This window comes from Verrucomicrobiia bacterium, from assembly GCA_026414565.1.
Taxonomy (GTDB): Bacteria; Verrucomicrobiota; Verrucomicrobiia; order Limisphaerales; family Fontisphaeraceae; genus Fontisphaera.
On the sequence record JAOAIT010000007.1, the window covers coordinates 1 to 19,162 of the forward strand.

The following is a 19,162-nucleotide window of genomic DNA, read 5'->3' on the forward strand; positions in this document are numbered from 1 at the left end:
TTGGCACCTCGATGTCGGCTCATCGCATCCTGGGGCTGGAGAAGGTCCCAAGGGTCCGGCTGTTCGCCGGTTAAAGCGGTACGCGAGCTGGGTTCAGAACGTCGTGAGACAGTTCGGTCCTTATCCACTGTGGGCGGAGGAAACTTGAGGGATTCTTTCCCTAGTACGAGAGGACCGGGAAAGACGCACTTCTGGTGTGGCAGTTGTTCCGTCAGGGGCATCGCTGCGTAGCCATGTGCGGAAGAGATAAGCGCTGAAAGCATCTAAGCGCCAAGCTCCTCCCAAGATCAGGTTTCCCGGACGCAAGTCCCTGAAGACCCCCGGCAGACTACCGGGTTGATAGGTCAGGCGTGTAAGCGTGGCAACACGTTTAGCGGACTGATACTAATCGGTCGTGCGGCTTGATCGCTTAATCCTTCTCAGGATGGGCGATTTTTAACTCGGCGCCCGCATCGGGCCTTGAAGCCTCAGCACCGTCTGTGTGTGGTTCTCAACGAACACCCGCCTTCCCCGGCCCGGATGATCTTTGGACAATTTTCAGGTGGCCATGAAGCCACGGCCCTACCCGTTCCCATCCCGAACACGGCCGTAAAACGTGGCATTGCCGATGGTAGTGCATGTATAGCTTGCGCGAGAGTAGGTTGCCGCCTGTTTTTTTTTTGAAAAACCGGAAGCCCGAAAAAGCTTCCGGTTTTTTTTATGTCCACAACTCCTCCAGGTTTCTCCTCCAGTTCTTCCCGCTTGAAAGTTTCGGCCACGCCATGGCATCATCCCGATGAATTCAAAACAAAAATCCCGTCCTGATTTTTCATGAAAACACAGGCGCCCATCCCTTTCTGGAGCGGTGTGAACTTCCCGCTGCTTGCGGGGCTGGCCTGGCTCATGCCCGCGCTGGCATCCATGCACGCCGCCTCCGTGGGACTGCACGAAATGGATCTCACCACCATGACGGCCGGGTGGGGCAAGGCCCGCACCAATGCCTCCATCACCGGCAAACCCCTGACCATGGGCCGGCAAACCTTCAACCGCGGCGTGGGCACACATGCCCCGAGCGAGTTTTACGTGCGCCTGGACGGCCGGGCCACGTGGTTCTTGGCCCAGGTGGGGGTGGACGCTGCCGCGGGCAATGACCGGGCCTCCCTGGAGTTCATCGTTTATGGGGATGAAAAAGAGCTGTGGCGCAGCGGGGTTTGCCGATGGAATGAAGCGCCACGGCCCTGCCGGGTGAACCTGGCCGGCGTCAAGCTCCTGGCGCTTGAAGTAACGGATGCCGGCGATGGACGGGATTTTGATCATGCCAACTGGGCGGAGGCGTACATCGAGTACGAAGGCGCACCCCCTCAGGCCGGTTTGCCGCCGGCGCTACCAGAAGAGCGGGTGCTGCTGACACCCCCGCCACCGGCCGCGCCACGCCTCAATGGCCCTTTGGTGTATGGGGGGCGGCCGGGCAAGCCGTTCCTGTATCGCATCCCCTGCACCGGCGAGCGTCCCATCACCTTTGCCGTGCAAAACCTCCCGGCCACGTTGCAGCTCGATGCGGCGACGGGGATTCTCCGCGGTCAAACTCCGCCTGCGGGCCGTTATACGATGACCATCACCGCGCAAAACCGGCATGGGCAGGCGCGGCGGACTTTGACGCTGATTTCCTCCAACAGCCTGCACAACCTTGCCCTGACACCGCCGATGGGGTGGAATAGCTGGTATATCCACTACCATCGCGTCAGCGAGAAAACCCTGCGGGAGGCGGCGGATCAGATGATTGCCAGCGGCATGGCCGATTTCGGCTATGAGTACGTCAACATTGATGACTGCTGGATGGTCAAGTTGAACTCCAACGATCCCGAAATTGGCGGTCCCGCCCGCGATGCGCAGGGGCGGCTGCTGCCCAACAAACGGTTTCCCGACATGCGCGGGATGGTGGATTACATTCACGCCAAGGGTTTGAAGGCGGGCACGTACATCTCGCCCGGCCCTTCCACCTGCGCGGGGTACGCGGGCAGCTATCAACATGAGGCCCTTGATGCGCGAACGTTTGCCGAGTGGGGGTTTGATTTTTTGAAATACGACTGGTGCTCCTACGGCCGCGTGGCCGGCGGCAACACGCTGGAGCACTTGAAGAAGCCTTATCAGGTCATGTGGGCCGAGCTGGAGAAACAGGAGCGCGACATCGTCTTCAACCTCTGCCAGTACGGCATGGGCGAGGTCTGGAAATGGGGCGGGGAGGTGGGACACTGCTGGCGCACGACGGGGGATTTGGGGCTGGAGCGCGGCGATGCGCTGCCCGGTTTTTATCGCATCGGCTTGAGCAACGGGCGGCATCATGAATACGCCGGGCCGGGCCGCTGGAATGATCCCGACTACATCCTGATTGGGTGGGTGGGGGATGCGCATACCACCGGGGAAGGCAAACCCACGACGCTCACGCCCAATGAACAATACTCCTACATGTCCCTGTGGTGTTTGATGGCGGCGCCGCTGATTTTCAGCGGGGACATGGCGAAGCTGGATGCCTTCACGTTGAATGTTTTGTGCAATCATGAAGTGATCGCGGTGGATCAGGATCCCCTGGGCAGACAGGCGCGCATCATTGCCCAGGACCGCCGCCGGCTGGTGATGCTCAAGGAATTGGCGGACGGCGCCCGGGCGGTCGGCTTGTTTAACTTAAGCCCTCTGCCCGCAACCATGCGCGTGACCTGGGCTGAACTTGGCTTGAGCGGGCCGTGGCGGGTGCGGGATTTGTGGCGGCAGAAAGACATGGGCCAGGCCGATCGCGCCCTGACCGCCGACATCCCCCGCCATGGCGTGATGCTGTGGCGATTGGACCGGCCGTGAGGAACAGTGAAAGCCGGTCTCGTTCAACGCGCGCAGGCTCTCATTTCAGCTCGTCGAAGTATTCTTTGACTTGTTGGCGGTAGGCGCGGGGCACGCGGTCCTGGTTGAGGGCGTTCTGGGCCTCGGCCTGGGCGGCGGCGGCGGCCTCTTCATATTCGATCTTACTGGCGCCCTTGATGCTCACTCCCTTGAGCGTGATGGAAGGCATGGGCTGGCCCGGATTGATCTTGCCCTGGATCTTGGCGGGGTCCAAGTTGGCGGGCTTTTCCACGTTTCGCTCGGTGTGCCCGCGCGGGTCTTTGTCGGGCCGCTGAATGTCGCTATTATCGGCCAGTTCTTCCTGCAACAGGTCTTTCGGATCCCAACCTTCATCGGTCCAGTCGCCCACCCCCCGGGCTGACGGCCGTCCGGCCTTGCCTGCCCTGGCCTGGTTGCCGCGACCCAGCCCCATGCACTGGCCTTGAGCAATGGCTTCCTGGGCGCGGAGGAGCCCTTGCAGACACTCCGCCAGGGCTTCGGCGTCGTTCATTTGATTCAGCAAGTCTTCGAGTTCCTTGATGGCTTCGCCCAAACTTTGGGCGGCCTGCTCGCGCCGGCCTGACTGCAAGTGCTGCAGGGCCTGCTCCAGTTTGGCCCGCAGTTGGCCGTAATCCTGCGCTGGTTTGAGGGCCTTTTTCAAATCCTCCATCATTTTTTGGAGCTGTTCTGGCGAGGGGTTGCCGGATTGCAATTGTTGCCGCCATTGCTCGAGGGTGCGCATGGCCGCGCCCGCCTGTCCCAGTTCCAACTGCTCGGCCAGGTTTTTGCCCGTGGCCTGCTCCAAGGCCTTTTGCGCCTGCTTCAGTTTTTCGGCCAACTGTCGCAGTTGCTCCAAATCCAGCGTGGCCAGGTCCAGGTTTTTCAAGACCTGATCGGGCTTGCCCTCCGCCAGTGCCTTGAGGGCGGCGTCCAGGCCTTCGAGGTTCTGCCCCAATTGCATGGCCTCCTTTTGCAAGGCACTCAAAGCTTGGGCCAGTTGTTGCCGAGCCGCCTCCGCCTCGTCGCCCTTGGCCTGGGCGAGCTTTTCTGCGGCGGCCCGGGCTTTTTCCAGGCGCTTTTGCAGGTCCTGGAGCTTCTCGCCCTGACCGGCGGCGGCCCCGAGTTTGTTTTGCAGCTCCTCCACCTGGCGCTGCAACGCGGCGGGGTCCGCCGACTCGCGGAGACCGGTTTCTCGCGCGGCTTTTTCCAATTTTTTCAAGCCGGGATTTTTTTCCAGCTCGGAGACCTGCCTGCGCAGCTCGGCGGCCAGTTGGGCGGCCTCCGAAAGCGCCTCGTTGCGGGTGGGGGGCGCTTTGTTCCACTGGCTGCCCAGTTCGGCTACGGCTTCAAGGGCCTTTTGGGTGGGCGGCAGGGCCGGAGGCGTGGACTTCATCTGGTGTTTGGCCAACTCCATCAGGCGCCTTCCGGTTTCCGAAAGATTGTCTTTTTCAAGGGCCGCCTGTTGGCGGGCGGGCGAGCGGTACTCCGGCACAAAACCCAGGGCTGCGGCCAGGGCGAGGCTGAGCAAGGCCCAGCGGCCTTGAGCGGGCACCTTTGGGGGCAGCAGTTGCTTCAAACGCTCGGGCGGGCATTCGGCGGCATGGCGGGCGGCGTCCGCGCAGAGCATCTCCCGCCAGGGATGTTGCTGCTTTTGCCATTCCCAAGCGGTGCTCAGGCGTTCATCCAGGTCCAGGCGGCGATCCAGCCACTGGGCCATTTCCAGTTCACCGGGGCGGCGCGCCGCCGCGGCCAGTGCTCCCGCGAGCAGACCGAGAGGCAGGGCGGCCACAGCCAGCAAGGGCACCCAGAAGGGCAGGGGGAGTAATTTCCACGCGAGCAGGCCCGCCAGACAGAAGAAGCTGGCCGCCAGAAGGCCTTGGAAAGCGCCGCGCCACGCCTGGCGCCAGAGGCGCAGGCGGGTGGCTTCCCGCAACAGGCGCACGATAGGCTCCATCGGGCTCACAAGATTAAGATGCCGCAAAAGCGGCCCCTTGACCAGCAATTATCGAACCCGGGGAAGGCCGAGGCTCCGGGGAGTTACAAGCTCTGCATCACGCGGGCCATGGCTACGGCCGTGTGGGCGGCTTCGGCCCCGCGGTTGTGTTCCGGGGAAAGACAGCGCTTGTCGGCCTGCGCGGTGTTTTCGAGCAGCAACACCTCGTGAATCACCGGCACGCCGGTTTCCACGCTGATTTCACCCAGCAGACGGCTGACGGTATCGCCGATCTGCTGGGCGTGGACGGTCTCGCCGCGCAGGATGAGGCCCAGGCAAATGATGGCGGACCAGCGGGGTTGCTGGCGGGCCAGCGCGGCCGCCACCACGGGGATCTCGAAAGCGCCCGGCACCCGCACCAGGCGGATGCGCGCCGCGCCCGCCTCTTGCAACACGCGGCGGGCGGCGCGCAGCATGGAGTTGACGTAGCGGCCGTTGTATTCGCTGGCCACGATGGCGAAGCGTCCGCCCTGGGCGGATTTTCGAGCTGAAACAACACGTCGCAGCATAAGCAATGGGGTTGCCCTTAGAGCAGATGGCCCAGTTTCTCGCGTTTGGTTTTGAGGTACTTCAGGTTGTGCGGGTTGGGTTTGATGCGGATGGGCACCTGCTCAACGATTTCCAGCCCGTAGCCTTGGAGGCCCACAACTTTCTTCGGGTTGTTGGTGAGGAGGCGGATGGTTTTGATGCCCAGGTCACACAGGATTTGCGCGCCCAGGCCGTACTCGCGCAAGTCCGTGGGATAGCCCAATTTCAGGTTGGCTTCCACCGTATCGAGGCCCTGCTCCTGCAATTTGTAGGCGCGGATTTTGGCAGGCAGGCCGATGCCGCGGCCTTCCTGGCGCATGTACAGGATGATGCCGCAGCCCTCCTCCGAAATCAGGCGCATGGCCTGATGCAGTTGCGGCCCGCAATCGCAGCGGCGCGAGCCGAAAACATCGCCGGTGAGACATTCGCTGTGCACCCGGACGAGGACATTGCGGCGGCCGGCCACCTCGCCTTTCACCAGGGCCAGATGATGCTGGCCGTCCACCCGCGAGCGGTAGAGATAAAGATCAAATTCGCCGTAGTCGGTGGGCAGCTTCACCATTTCCAGGCGCTCCACCAGCTTTTCCCGCACGCGGCGGTAATGGATCAAATCGGCGATGGAGCAAATGCGCAGTTTGTGCCGCCGGGCAAAGCGGAGCAGGCGGGGCAGGCGCATCATGGTGCCGTCATCATCCATGATTTCGCAGATGACTCCGCAGGGGCGGCAGCCGGCCAGGCGGCAGAGGTCCACCGCCGCCTCGGTGTGGCCGGCCCGCTGCAGCACTCCGCCCGGTTTGGCGCGCAAGGGGAAGATGTGGCCCGGCTGGGTCAGGTCGGAAGCGGTGGCTGTAGGATCGGCCATCACTTGAATGGTGCGGGCGCGATCGGCCGCGCTGATGCCCGTGGTGATGCCCCGGGCGGCGTCCACGCTGACCTGAAAATCCGTTTTGAAGGTGTCACGGTTCTGCACCACCATCTGCTCGATGCCGAGCTGCTTGAGCCGTTCGCTGGTGGTGGGCACGCAAATCAGGCCGCGCCCATACTTGGCCATGAAGTTAACGGCCTGGGGGGTGACCTTCTCGGCCACCATGACGAGGTCCCCCTCGTTTTCGCGGTCTTCATCATCCACCACGATGACCATGCGGCCACGCCGGAGGTCTTCCAGCACGTCGTCAATGTCATCAAATATCCGCTTTTGTTTCATAGCCCGGCATTACTATACGAAGGCGGGGCAAGGGTAACAGGAAAAATAATGGTGACGGCATGGCGGCGATGGCCGTGGCAGCGCCCCCTTCCCCGGGGCCTGGTAGCCACCACGAATAGACACGAACCGCGACGACAAGCACGAATCAACCCCCATGAGCGCCAAGGGGCGGGGCCACGAAAAGCCCAACGGGGGCCGGGTGGGAGGGGCGGTTTTGGGGCGGTTGCGCGGCTGAGATGACCGTCAGGCTTTCGGAGAAGTATCGGCCGGTTTGGCGGCAGATTGCCCGTTGGTTTGCAGAGAGAGGATGAAAAGGATGAGTACGCCGATGCAAATGGCGCTGTCGGCCAGGTTGAAGGCGGGGAAACCGAGCTCCTCCCCGCTGCGGCGGTAGAGATGGAAGTAAAGGAAGTCCACCACATGGCCGTGGGCGAAGCGGTCAATAATGTTGCCCACGATGCCGCCAAAGACCATGCCCATGGCATAGTCGCCCAGGCGGGTGCCGGTGTCGAAATGCCGGCGGCCCGCCAGGAGAATCAAGAGGGCGATGAGGGACACCATGGCCAGCAGGGCATTATTGTCACGAAACAAACTCCACGCCGCGCCGGTGTTGCCCCAGTGCACGAATTTGAAAAAGCCGTCCAGCACCACATATTCCTGCTGAAAGCCGAGGAATTTGAGCACGGCCAGCTTGGTCAACTGGTCCAGCGCCAGCGCAATCCCCGCCGCCAGGGCGGTGCGTCGGTTGGAGGTGTGCGTCAACATGCCACACTCATCGGGCGTGAGATTTAACCTTTGGCCATGAAAATACCAAGAGGGATTTTGTGGGGCCCGGGGTCGAGGCCGGCCGGCGCCTTATGGCTGGCGTGCGCGGTACAGGGCGGCGGCGCCCACCACCCCGGCGGACAGGAGCACAATGGTGGCTCCGGTGGGCAAGTCCGTGAGGGCGGAAATAATAAAGCCCGCCAATCCACTGAAGGCGCCCAGCGCGGCGGCCACGGCCAGGGTGCGGTTGCCGCCACGCACGAGCAGAAACGCCGCGGCAGCGGGGTTGGTCATGAGACTGAAGATCATCAGTCCGCCCACGGTTTGAAAATTAACCGTAAGCACCAACGCCACGAGCACGAGGAAAATAGTCCAGACCAGGGTGACGTGAATGCCGGCGGCGGCGGCGTCCGTGCGGGAGAAGAGGATGGCGCGCATTTCTTTGGCGGTGAGCGCGAGAAACAAAAAGAGCAGGGCAGCCCCTCCTGCCATGAGCCAGACATCGTGCCAGCGGCAATAATTCAAGCTGCCCCAGAGCAGGGCGCGCACGTCATGGTCACTTTTGCCGAAGACGGGAAACAGTCCCAGCCCCAGAAAAGCCAGGCCCATGGAGCCGGTGAAGAGCAGGTTCATCACGGTGTTGTTATCCGTGCGCAGTCGTTCCGGCCGGGCCAGCCCGAGTGCCAGGGCGGAGATCATTGCGCCGGCCAGCGCGGGAAGGAGCATCCACGGCCCGCTCAAGCCCGCCAGCGCGCCAAACACTGCGCCCGCCAAAGCCGCATGTGAGACACAGACCCCCAGAAAAGGGATGCGCATGCCGACGATATAAACCCCCAGGGCGCCACTGGAAGCCCCCGCCAAGGCCCCACCCAGCATCACCGGCGCCCACAGCCCAAGGTCTAAAATGGCCAGCATCATGGCGTGCCTCCCGGCATGATGACGTGACGCCCCCCGCGATGCGCCACTTCCAGGTTTTGACCGTAAAGCTCGCGAAGCATGGCAGGCGTAAAGACTGCCTCCACCGGCCCATCGGCCAGCAGCCGGCCTTCGCGCAGGAGCAGGACGCGCCGGCAGGCGGGCGGCAGCACCTCCAATTCATGGCAAACCAGCAGAAAAGTGCGACCGGTTTCGGAGTGCAACTGTTGCAACAGTTGCACCCATTGCTCGCGCCAGCCGAGGTCGAGGTGGGCGGTGGGTTCGTCCAACAAAAGAAGTTCAGGCGCCTGGGCCAGGGCGCGGGCCAGCAATACCTTGCGTTGTTCACCGCCGGATAATTCATGGAAGGCGCGGTGGGCGTGGGGTGCCAATCCCAGCCGCGTCAGCCAGTGCTCCACCTTTTGCCAGTCGTCGGGGGTGAGGCGGCGCAACAACCCGGCGGCGGCCGTGCGGCCGATGGCCGCCACTTCGCGGACGGTGAGCGGCATGTCGCCCGTAACTGGAGGCAGTTGGGGGACATAACCTATTTTTTGACGGAGTTGGGCCAGGGGGCGCCAGGGCAGGAGGTGGGGAGGAGAGCCCAGCACGTGGACCTGTCCCTGGGCCATCGGCTGCAACCCCAGGAGCACACGCAAAAAAGTGGTTTTGCCTGCGCCGTTTGGCCCCATGAGAGCCACAAATTCACCCTCGGCCACGCTCAGGCGGGGCATGTCCAACACGTTCCGGCCCCGCGTCGTCACGCGTAAATCCCGCACCTCAATCACCGGCATTTTCATGGAGAGCGCGCGGTTTGGCACAGACCGCGGACGTTTTCCTGCAGCAGCGCGTCGAAATCCGGACCGGAAGCGCTCGGGAGGGGGAAGTTGCCCAAGACCACCACCTTGGCGCCGAGGGCATCGGCAATGAAATCTGCGGCTTTGCGGCCTTCGGGGAGGTTGGCAATGACCAGTCGCGCACCTGCGGCGCGGCCGGCATTGATGACCTTTTCCAATTCGCTTGGGCGCGCGATGTCCGCGCCGGTGAAATCGCCCGCCACCCGCAAACCGAGCCATTCACAGAAGTCGCGCTGGCGTTTGCTGGCGATGACGGGAACCCCGGCCAGCCCGGCTTCGCGCACCTGGAGATGCAGCGTTTTTTCGAGCGTCTGCAAACGTTGGCGGATGGCGGAAAGTTGGGGCTGATAGGCTTCCGGGGGACGTTGCTGCCAACGGGCCAGGTGGGGGATGATTTGCTCGCAAACCGCCAGATAGGTGGCTGGCACACACATGCCGCCGCGGACGCTTACCACGCCCACTTCCGGGCCGCCCGGCGCGCCGGCCTGCACCTGAGTATCAAGGGCTTGCTGAAAATCAAAACGCAGCAACAGCCGGCACCGGCGAAGCGCTTCAGCCTGGCTGGGGCGAAGGTCAAAGTGCCCCGGGCACGTGCCCGGCTCGGCCAGCCGGAGCAAGGGCACCGGCTGCTGGGTCACATCACGCGCGGCGGCCTCGAGATAAGAAGAACCGCAAGCCAGCTCGGCGGGACGTGAGCGCGGATGGCATGCGGCCAGCGGCAGCAACAGCAGCATGATCCACCAGCTCAGCCGGGGCCGCCAGCCCCCATCTCCCTCCTTTTTTCCGCTCATGGCGTTTTATATTGAGTACCATCCCGCGCCGCCATGCGGGCGATGACCCCCCCATCGCCGGGCTGACGATACCAGGTGCGGGCGGCCATGGGGGCACGGGAGTCCATGCTTTTGGGACTGTCAGGCCGCGGCCCCAAGCTCCAAATTACCCAGCGCACGGGGCTGTTGACCGGGGAGCTGTAATATTTGCCGGTGCTGCTGGCGCAGCGGGGGAAATCATCCGGCACCCATACGCGGTAATCGGCATCCGGCGTATCATTCATCAACGAGGGACCCGGTGCGGCATATTTATACGTATGGCCCGGATTAAAAGGGTCTTCCATGTTGGCGGCCATGCCGGGGCGGTCGCCCTTGGGCAAATAGCCTTCGGTGGCGAGTTCCAGGGGAAACTGGCAATAGTGCATGGCCAGGTCAGAATTGCAATTCACCCGCACCGGCGGCAGCCGGCCGCCGTAATCCTGACTATACATCTCCAGAGCCAGGCCCACGCCATAAAGCTCGGCATGCACCTTGGTGACTTTGGCCTTTTCTTTGGCCCGCCCCAAGGCCGGCAACAGCAGGGCGGCCAGGAGCGCAAGGATGGCAATGACCACCAACAGCTCCACCAGCGTAAAGCCGGAGCCTCGCAGAGGGGCGGCGCGGCCGGACGGCTGACACTGATGGCGCAACATTTGCATCGTGTTACGAATTAAAAATAAAGTAATAATTAACGCGCTGGTTGTCAAACCCCTAATCGTTGGGCGCCTTGCCCCTGCAAATCTGCGGAGTGCTGCCGGGCTGCCCCCCCGGATGAAACAAGCAGGCCGTGCGGTGGCTCAAAGGGTTTTGGTTTTTACTTCTCCTTTGGCCATCCCGGCGGACTGGCCATTGGCTGGCAGGGGAACACAACCGCAGCTTGGAATTGCCAGAAACGGTCTCTTCTGTCATGCTGTATGTCAGCAAGCCGGAAAAGCGATAACAGAACGCGGACCAGCAGCATTGGCCAGGGGCACGCATGAGTGCCGAAAACATCAACCCGTTATCTGATTTGGATTTGGGCATCACCGTGCGCGGGCTGGTGCCCGGCCAGAAAGTGCTCAATCGCTTCACCTTGCAACGGGTGTTGGGGCGGGGGGGCATGGGAGTGGTGTGGCTGGCGCATGATGAAACGCTGAATTTCGATGTGGCGCTGAAGTTTCTTCCGGAAGTGCTGGCCAAGGACCGCACGGCGCTGGAAGAGCTGAAACGCGAGGCGCGCCGCAGCCTGGATTTGTCCCATCGCAACATTGTCAAATTCTATTATTTCTTCGAGGACGAGAACTGCGCGGGCATTTCGATGGAATACGTGGCGGGGGATACGCTGGCCAATTTGCGCCTGACGCGTCCCGGCAAGGTGTTTGAAGCGGAGGAGCTGCAGTCGTGGGTGATCCAGCTTTGTGATGCGCTGCATTACGCGCATGACGATGTCAAAATCGTGCATCGGGATTTGAAGCCCGCCAACCTGATGGTGGACGTGCAGGGCCGGTTGAAGATCACGGATTTTGGCATTGCCCGCAGTGTGGCAGAGAGCCTGACGCGGGCTACCATGCACAGGGGAGGGGTTTCCGGCACCCTGGTTTATATGAGCCCACAGCAGGCCATGGGCGAGCCACCCTCCGTGGCGGATGATATTTACGCGTTGGGCGCCACCTTGTATGAGCTGCTGACCAGCAAGCCGCCGTTTTATTCGGGCGAAATCCTGGCTCAGGTGCGGGAAAAGGTGCCGCCCTCAGTACAACAACGGCGCAAGGAGCTGGGGATAGAAGGCAAAAACATCCCGGTGGTGTGGGAGCGCACGCTGGCCGCTTGTTTGCAGAAAGACCCGGCCCGGCGGCCGGCGTCGGCGCTGGAAATTATTGAGCGCCTGAATCTGAGCGGCCGGCCGGCGGTGGTTGGGGCTGCCGTCAAGCCTGGTGCTGTGCAGGTGGTGGCCCCGGATGAGCCTACTGTGGTGGCCGAGCCGCCGCCGAAAACGCCGGCCAAGTCGCCCGGTACTGAGCCGCCTGGCACCGGGCCGGCCAGCAAACCGAAACGCTCCACCCGGCGGCCCAGCCGAGGGGTGGTGATTGAGGTGGAGACCGAGTTGACGGGGCCGCCTTTGATGACGCAGCCCCCTACGGCGCGGCCCACCACCCCACCTGCCGAGCCGCCGGAAAAAACCACCGAGAAGCCGCCTGCCAGCGTTTCGCCGCCGACGGCCGCCCCCAATATTCCTGCCCCCGCCGCCGCTCCCCCATCCACAGCGGCAGCCCCATCGCCGCCGACAGCCAAACCGGCGCTGCCTCCCCCGCTTCCGCCGCCAGCTACGACTCCCGCGGCGGCCGTTATTCCGCCGGAGGCCCCGGCTGCCGCTGCGCTGCCGCCAACAACCGAATCCCGGGAGGCTGCAGCAGTTCAACCCAAGCCTGCGCCCCGGAAGACACCCATTCGGGTGGAGGTGCCGTCTGCGCCCGCGGGGAAGCCAATGCCTGCGGCACCCGAGCAACCCCCGCCCGCCCCGGCAGAGCCCGTCAGGCGCGAGAAGCCCGGGATTTCGCCGGAGGCCCGGCGGCGATTGCGCCTTGTGGCCCGGGCCGCTGCAGCCGTGGTGTTGCTGGCGCTACTGGTTCTGGGCGCCGTGTGGGGTTGGCAATATTACCTCCGCGTGAAATCACCGCCGGGCCAGGTGGTGGTGGACGCCGAGCCTTCCGATGCCCATCTGGAGCTGCGCGGCCCCCAAAATTATGAATTGCCGGCCGGCAGCCGTGCTTTCCAACAGGTCGTGCCGGGTCAATATGAGCTGGTTGCCCGCCGCGCGGGCTATTGGCCGTCCACCAATAGCCTTAGCCTGCAGCCCAAGGAGGGCACGCCGTATGCGCGTTTTCACAAGGTCACGGTGCGTTTGACGCCGCAGACGGGGACGTTGATCCTGCAGCCGGTGCCGGAGGATGCGCAGGTGACGGTGACGGCGCGGCGCACAGAAACGGGGCAACTCCCCGCGGCCTTGAAGCAACGCGCCGCCGATTTCAACCAGAAACTGTTGGTGGGAGAATACGAGGTGACCTTGACGCGGTCGGGGTATCGGCCCTGGAGCACGAATGTAAGCTTGGCGGCTCAGGCAACGGTCGTGTTGCAGCCGGCTCTGGCGCGCAGCATGGGGCAGTTGCGGGTGGACTCGCGGCCGTCCGCCGCGCAGTACACGCTGACCGGCCCGGAGGGCCAGCGGCTGACGGGGGTTTGCCCGGCGCTGCTGACGAATCTGCCTTCCGGGCCGTGGCGGGTCAGTTTGGAGGCGGCGCAATATGGCGGTTTTGTAACCAATGTGATGGTGCCGGAAGACGCCACGGTCACCGTGGTGGGGGAATTGAGCCGGTTGCAGGGGGATTTGATTTTCAGTGTGGCCGTCCCCCAGGCGCGCTTTGAGTTGCGGGGGCCGGTGGAGCTGAGCGGGAGCATCACCGAGGAATTTCGTCAGAAATTGCCGGTGGGCGAATACACGCTGATATTGCAGGCGTCCGGGTATTATGGGCGCACCCAGCAGTTTGCCATTGTGGCCGAGCAGCCAACAGCGTTGGGGCGGCTGGAGCTGCAGCGGGTCACCGGCTGGCTGCGGGTGGTGGTGGAGCCTTCGGCGGCGGTGCTGACGTTGCAGCCCAACCGGCTGTTGCGTTCGGGGGACTTGCTGGAGCTGCCGATCGGGCCCTACACCCTGCAGGCGGAGCTGCCGGGCTATGACACGCGGCTGGAGAGCTTGACGGTATTGGAGCGGCAAACCAACCAGCGCGTGGTGCGGCTGAATCGCAGCCTGGGCGGGCTGGTGTTTCGAGTGCTGCCCGCGCAAGCCACCAATTACCTGCGCTATCTGAGCCGGGATCTGCCCGGCAGCGATGTGGCCCAGGTGCGTTACAACGAGCGCGTGGATTTGCCGACGGGGGAATATGAGTTGGAGGTGGGGTTGCCCCGCTATCAACCGCTGCGGCGGCGCATCATGGTCGTCTCAGGCACGGTCACCAATCTCGGCATTTTAAGTTTGGAGCCATTGCGCGGTGGGATGGAGGTCACCTTTGCGCCGGCCCATGCGCGGGCGGAATTGGTGGCGGTGGACGCGCCGTTGTCGCTGAGCCTGACCAATCAGGAGGCGGGCCGGTTGAGTGCGCCAGCGCCGGGGTTGCCGATGGGAGAATACGAGCTGCGGGTGAGCGCGCCCGGTTTTTCAAATTATGTGGCCCGCCTGAATATCCGGGCGGAGCAGACCACGCAGCCGGCGCCAGTAGTTTTGAGCCGGCTGCTGGGGGGGCTGCGGGTGAGCCTTGCCGGCCCGGCTACGGCGGTTGTTCAGGTGAGCGGGCCGGAAACGCCGCTAATGGAGGGTGAGAAGGTGGAGCAGCAAAAAAGCGGGGGACGCGGAATTAGCTTCGACCGTCTGCCCACGGGGACTTACCGCGTGCAGGTGACGGCGCCGGGGCATGAGGCTGTGGAGCGGCGCTTGACTATCACCCCCGGAGGGCCTGCGGAATTGGAGCTGCCGGCTTTGGTGCGCAGCACTGGCGCCCTGGCCGTCGAGCTGCATCCGCCGGACGGGCGTTGGCGGGTGGAGCAACTGGCCTCCGAGGCCCGGTTAAGCAATGAAATCGCACCCCGGGAGCACACCGGGCCGGGGGGTTTCACGGGGCTGCCCACCGGGCGCTATCGGGTCACGGCGGTGCGGCCGCGCCAGTTTACCTTGCCCGGCCTGGGCAAGGAGGACTGGCAGGTGGTGGCGGAGGTGGAGGTGGCCGCGGCGCAGACCAATCGCGTGAGCCTGGACTTTCCCTTCGCCCGGGTGGCGCTTGAAACGCTGCCGGCGGGGGCGCGCTTGTGGGTGGGGACTAATCTGGTGCGCGAGGCGGGGCAGCCGGCCTTCCAAATCCCGGAGCTGGGACTGGACGAAAAAGTCACGCTGCTGGCGCGCCTGCCCAATCACCGTCCCACCAATCTGGTGGTGGACGCGCGGGTGCTGGGGCTGCGTCCGCAAAGCAGCCTGACGGTGACGCAAGCCCTGCAATTCTGGCCGGGTCCCCAAGGCGATGAGCCCTATTGGACGAACAGCCTGGGGATGAAGTTTGTGAATTTGAACCGCAAGGTGTTCATGGCGGTGTGGGAGTGCCGCGTGCGTGATTATACCAACGTGATGGCCGAGCGCGTCGCCAACCAGGCTCCCTACGAGGAGCTGGAGCGGGGCACCAAGGAAGGCACGGGTAAGGGCACGATTGATCAGGCGCCCATCGTGTATGTGAGCTGGGACAAGGCACACGACTTTTGCAGCCGCCTGCAAAGGAGGGAGGCGCAGCAAACCATTTCGGCCAATCACCGCTATCGTCTGCCGACGGATGCCGAATGGAGCCTGGCTTTTGGCCTGCCGGAGGAGCCGGGAGCCACCCCATTGGAGCGCTCCGGGCGGATGGGGGCGCCGTGGTATGTGTGGGGGCGGGAGTTTCCGCCGCGCATCAATTGCGGCAACTTTCCGCCGTTTGTGAGTTTTGATTATTTTGACCGGCTGGCGCCGGTGGGAATGTTTCCGCCCAATGAAAAGGGGCTGTATGACATGGCGGGAAATGTGTGGGAGTGGTGTGAAGACACGCTGGACAACCAGAGCACGGAACGGGTGTTGCGCGGCGGCTCCTGGAAGTGGGACGTGGTGCACGGCGTTTATTCCACAGCGTGGCTGGCCTCCTTCCGCCGGGGGGCACCGCCGGGCACACGGGAGGATGACATTGGCTTCCGCGTGGTCCTGGAAATTACCGATGAACCGCCCGCCGCCGTGGTGCGCCCTCCGCCGCAAACGGAGACACCATCCAAAAATGTGCCGCCGGCCGTCCTGGCCATGCGCCATGCGCTGGGCTGGCGGGGCAGGGGATGGGACGAAGTGAGCCGGGAGCGCGACTTCAAGCCCAACCTGACCGAGGCCCGGCGGCAGTGGGAGGCCGCCGCCCGGGCGGGCGACTTGGAATCGCAATTCCGGATATGGTACTTGGTGTTCAATGAACTCCTGCCGGCACGCCGGGGAGATGATGCGCTGGCCACCAACCTCTTGCAGGAGGCCGCCGTGAAAGGGCTGGCGCCGGCGCGCCTTGAATACGCCGCCCAGGTTTACCGGGACACCTTTTCCTCCCAGAGCACGGGGCCGCAGGCCAGACTACTGACCGAGGAGGAAAAACAGGCCAGGCACAATCACGCGCGGAGCGAGGTGTGGAAACATTGTGAGGAAGTTTTGCGCCGGGAAACCGGCGTGCTGGCGGCGCGCGCGGCGTACCTGCTTTTTGAGCTGGAATACTATCTGGGTATCAGCAAAGGCCGGGCGTTCACCGCGGCGGATGGGTTTCCGCTGGAAGCGGAGGCCTTGCAGTGGCTGGTGGTGGCGGAGCAGCTTGGCCATTGGAAAGCCGCCAATAAACGCATGGAATTTGAACTCAAGGCCGGCCAGAACGCCAACTTTCGTTTGAAATGGGAGCGTGCTCATCAGATGGCCAGGGAATATTTGGAGAGCGCTGGTAAAAAGGCGCCTTAACCCCGGACGCGTGGCGGGGCGGGGCCGGTGCCATTTTGGGCTGTCGGCCCGACAGGGGCGAAGCTAGAATCAGGGCATGAGAATTGAGCAGATGTTTGTGGGGATGAAGGTGCGCCATCCGCACTATGGCATGGGCGAGGTGAAGGCCCTGGAGCCGAAGCTGGCCACGGTGGTTTTTCCGCAGGGGGAACAAAAAATCTCGCCGGAGCTGAGCGGACTGGAGCCGGCGGCGCCGCAGGCGGAATTGAGCGGGATGACCCGCCCGCTGGCGGAAATCATTCGGGAGACGGTGGCCGCGCTGGTGGAGGAGCTGGGGCTGGAGCGCGATGCCGGGGTGGTGGAGGGTCTGGGGGCGCGCTGGCATGGGGGCAAATTGGTATTGCATCCGGCTGATCCCACCTTGCAAACCAAGGAAGTGCCGCTGGAGGTGTTTTTTCACAAGATCGTGATGATGCGCAACAACCTGCGCACGCTGGAGCAGAAGATCAATGCCCACGCGCAATTAACCGAAGGCGAGAAGGTGGAGCTGCAGCAATACATCACCCGCTGTTACGGGTCCATGACCACCTTCAATTTGCTGTTCAAACACAAGCAGGATCAGTTCAGCGGCAGCAGCGCCTGAGGGACGGCGCCAGTCCGAGATGAGCGAGCCGAATCCAGAAACGCCCGCGCGCGATTTGCTGCGGGATCAGTGTTACGTCAACGCCATGGCGCACTTTTACCGGGGCGAGATTGGGCGCATCATGGTGTGGCGGCAGCGGCTGGACACCACCACCACGTGGGCCATCACGTCCACCGGCACCATTTTCACCGTGGCCTTCAGCGTGCCGGATGTGCCGCATCTGATTTTCTTTTTCAACCTGGCGATTGTGTGGGTGATGTTGTGGATCGAGGCGCGCCGGTATCGTTTTTATGATGCGTTTCAGGCGCGGGTGCGGATGCTGGAGGCGCATTTTTTGTCGCCCATGGTGGCGCAAAATCCGGAAAGACTGGAGGGGGACTGGCGCAAGCTGGTGGCGGAGGATTTATTGATCCCCAGTTTCAAGATCTCGCAGGTGGAGGCCATGGCGCACCGGTTGCGGCGGAATTACGCCTTCATTTTCATGATCATTTTGATGGCCTGGCTGGCCAAAATCTACATGCATACCCCCTACAAAATTGACTCGCTGGCCCGGTTGTACGAGGCGCTGGCGGTGGGGCAGATTCCGAGCTGGCTGGTGGCGGGGATGATCCTGGGGACGTTTCTCAGCGTGGTGGTGTTTGCCTTTTACGTGGCGCGGCACATGCCGCCGGAGATTACCGAATTTGGCGTGCAACGCGGCCGGCGCTGGCAGTTGTAGGCGGGGGCGGGCGGCCTATTCCACTTCCTCGCCCAGCTCAACGTTCCAGTAGGCGAGGTCAATGAAGTGCTTCCAACTGTCGTGCACCACGGCGCCGAAACTGATCTGCACGAAGGGCCGCCACTTGGGCCGCTTGGGTTTGCGGATGAGCCGCATGCCGGCCTCCTGGGGCGTGCGGTTGGCCTTGCGGGTGTTGCACTCGATGCAGGAGCAGACGATGTTTTCCCACGTGGTGGGGCCGCCGCGGTCGCGGGGGATGACATGATCCAGGTTCAAATCCTTGCGGTCAAACACGCGACCACAATACTGGCAGGTGTTCTTGTCGCGCTCAAAAATGTTGTGCCGGGTGAACTTGACTTCCTTGCGCGGCAGCCGGTCAAACGCCAGCAGCAGGATGACGCGCGGAATGCGGATGCGGAACGAGACGGTGGCAATGCTTTCCGGATGGGGTTCCTGCTGGGAAAAGTCCTTCCAATCGTTGAAGCTGAAGGTTTGGAAGTTGCCTTCCTCGGTGGCAAACACCACCTGCGCATGGCCCTCGAAGATCAAGGTCAGCGCCCGGCGCACCGAACAGACGTTGACGGCCTGCCAGAGCCGATTCAGCACCAGGACATGCTGGGTTAGGAGCGACGCATTCATAGTCGCCATCCAATTGCCGCGGAAACTATCACAGGAGCTAATATTCTGTCAACGTGGAGGGCGGCAGGAGGTGCGGCGGGGTTGCTGAGGGGCGGCCGCAATTCCACTCCAGGGGCTTGGAAGGTGTTGCTGGCCCGGGCCGGGCTCGGCTGGTCAAACTGCCGGGACGCCTTAGCGGCGTTTGAAGAAAGTCTGGGGCAGGGTGCCCTCCTCGGTGCGGACAACAGCTCCCGGTCCGAGGTTGCGGCGCTTGAACCAGCCCTGGGTGGTTTCGAGCACGTATTGAATGTTGTCCACCTGGGCCTCCCGGCCCTGTAGATCGCCCGGGTGCAAATCGTGGATTTCGCGGATGACCCCCTCGGGATCAATGTAAGCGGCGCTGAGAGGCACCCGCGTGTTTTTCATGTAGAAACTGGCGCGATGCGGCCAGGGAAACACAAAGAGCATGGCCTCATTTTCCGCCAGGTTGGTGCGAAACATCATGCCGGTCATGCGCTGGACATCGTTGGTGCAGAGTTCGGTGATCAATTCATGCGCGCCAACATACAGGCGCATGGTCTTGAGCTTGGGCTGGGCGCGGTCCAGGTGCCCTTCCGGCGTCACCCGGGGCGCGCTGTCCTCCGCGGCCGGCGCAGGGGACGGCGAGGGAGGTGACTGGGAGTTGCAGGCGCTGAAGATCATGCAGGCGGCCAGGCCCGCCAGCAAGCGAAAAGCCTTCAGGCGGGGCTGCCGCGGTGGT

14 protein-coding genes and 2 rRNA genes are annotated in these 19,162 nt (G+C 63.3%); 6 read left to right on the forward strand and 10 right to left on the reverse strand.

Annotation, left to right across the window (positions count from 1 at the left end):
- The 3 genes from N3J91_00645 to N3J91_00655 form a co-directional block, all read left to right on the forward strand.
- A 23S ribosomal RNA gene (locus N3J91_00645) occupies positions 1 to 409 on the forward strand; the annotation flags it as partial.
- A gap of 128 nt (positions 410 to 537) precedes the next feature.
- Positions 538 to 653: ribosomal RNA gene (gene rrf, locus N3J91_00650) — 5S ribosomal RNA — on the forward strand.
- A 157-nt stretch (positions 654 to 810) separates the two neighbouring features.
- Entirely contained in the window at positions 811 to 2,832 is a 2,022-nt protein-coding gene (locus tag N3J91_00655) for an NPCBM/NEW2 domain-containing protein (GenBank protein MCX8154953.1), read from the forward strand.
- 40 nt (positions 2,833 to 2,872) lie between these two features.
- On the opposite strand, the gene N3J91_00660 is transcribed toward N3J91_00655, so the two are convergent.
- From N3J91_00660 to N3J91_00695, 8 genes are all read right to left on the reverse strand, one after another.
- Complete coding sequence (locus tag N3J91_00660) at positions 2,873 to 4,813, reverse strand: hypothetical protein (protein MCX8154954.1); 1,941 nt, start codon at positions 4,811 to 4,813, stop codon at positions 2,873 to 2,875.
- Between the two features lie 74 nt (positions 4,814 to 4,887).
- Complete coding sequence (gene ribH, locus N3J91_00665) at positions 4,888 to 5,352, reverse strand: 6,7-dimethyl-8-ribityllumazine synthase (protein MCX8154955.1); 465 nt, start codon at positions 5,350 to 5,352, stop codon at positions 4,888 to 4,890.
- 17 nt (positions 5,353 to 5,369) lie between these two features.
- Entirely contained in the window at positions 5,370 to 6,560 is a 1,191-nt protein-coding gene (locus tag N3J91_00670) for a bifunctional 3,4-dihydroxy-2-butanone-4-phosphate synthase/GTP cyclohydrolase II (GenBank protein ID MCX8154956.1), read from the reverse strand.
- Between the two features lie 258 nt (positions 6,561 to 6,818).
- A complete protein-coding gene (gene lspA / locus N3J91_00675) occupies positions 6,819 to 7,340 on the reverse strand; it encodes a signal peptidase II (GenBank protein ID MCX8154957.1) in 522 nt (173 codons plus the stop codon).
- Positions 7,341 to 7,430: 90 nt separating this feature from the next.
- Positions 7,431 to 8,258 carry a metal ABC transporter permease gene (locus N3J91_00680; GenBank protein ID MCX8154958.1) on the reverse strand — a complete coding sequence of 276 codons (828 nt, stop codon included), beginning with the start codon at positions 8,256 to 8,258 and terminating at the stop codon, positions 7,431 to 7,433.
- Positions 8,255 to 9,052 (reverse strand): metal ABC transporter ATP-binding protein, encoded by a 798-nt coding sequence (locus N3J91_00685; GenBank protein ID MCX8154959.1) that lies wholly within the window; start codon positions 9,050 to 9,052, stop codon positions 8,255 to 8,257. Before N3J91_00685 ends, N3J91_00680 begins: the two co-directional genes overlap by 4 nt.
- On the reverse strand, positions 9,049 to 9,900 hold the full coding sequence (locus N3J91_00690; GenBank protein MCX8154960.1) for a hypothetical protein: 852 nt from the start codon (positions 9,898 to 9,900) through the stop codon (positions 9,049 to 9,051). Before N3J91_00690 ends, N3J91_00685 begins: the two co-directional genes overlap by 4 nt.
- Positions 9,897 to 10,577, reverse strand: a complete 681-nt coding sequence (locus tag N3J91_00695) for a prepilin-type N-terminal cleavage/methylation domain-containing protein (GenBank protein MCX8154961.1) — start codon at positions 10,575 to 10,577, stop codon at positions 9,897 to 9,899. The genes N3J91_00690 and N3J91_00695 overlap by 4 nt, the downstream gene beginning before the upstream one ends.
- A 317-nt stretch (positions 10,578 to 10,894) precedes the next feature.
- Here N3J91_00695 and N3J91_00700 point away from each other — a divergent pair, with 317 nt between their 5' ends.
- The 3 genes from N3J91_00700 to N3J91_00710 all read left to right on the forward strand — a co-directional run bounded on the left by N3J91_00700 (position 10,895) and on the right by N3J91_00710 (position 17,784).
- The gene (locus tag N3J91_00700) at positions 10,895 to 16,444 is read left to right on the forward strand and encodes a protein kinase (GenBank protein MCX8154962.1); all 5,550 of its coding nucleotides are present in this window, start codon (positions 10,895 to 10,897) and stop codon (positions 16,442 to 16,444) included.
- 76 nt (positions 16,445 to 16,520) lie between these two features.
- Entirely contained in the window at positions 16,521 to 17,066 is a 546-nt protein-coding gene (locus N3J91_00705; protein MCX8154963.1) for a hypothetical protein, read from the forward strand.
- Positions 17,067 to 17,085: 19 nt separating this feature from the next.
- A complete protein-coding gene (locus N3J91_00710; GenBank protein ID MCX8154964.1) occupies positions 17,086 to 17,784 on the forward strand; it encodes a DUF2270 domain-containing protein in 699 nt (232 codons plus the stop codon).
- Between the two features lie 15 nt (positions 17,785 to 17,799).
- Here the strand turns inward: N3J91_00710 and N3J91_00715 are convergent, their stop codons facing one another.
- Together N3J91_00715 and N3J91_00720 are read right to left on the reverse strand one after the other, a co-directional pair.
- Positions 17,800 to 18,423 (reverse strand): HNH endonuclease, encoded by a 624-nt coding sequence (locus N3J91_00715; GenBank protein ID MCX8154965.1) that lies wholly within the window; start codon positions 18,421 to 18,423, stop codon positions 17,800 to 17,802.
- A 171-nt stretch (positions 18,424 to 18,594) separates the two neighbouring features.
- Positions 18,595 to 19,128 (reverse strand): DUF192 domain-containing protein, encoded by a 534-nt coding sequence (locus N3J91_00720; protein MCX8154966.1) that lies wholly within the window; start codon positions 19,126 to 19,128, stop codon positions 18,595 to 18,597.
- Positions 19,129 to 19,162 lie beyond the last annotated feature (34 nt).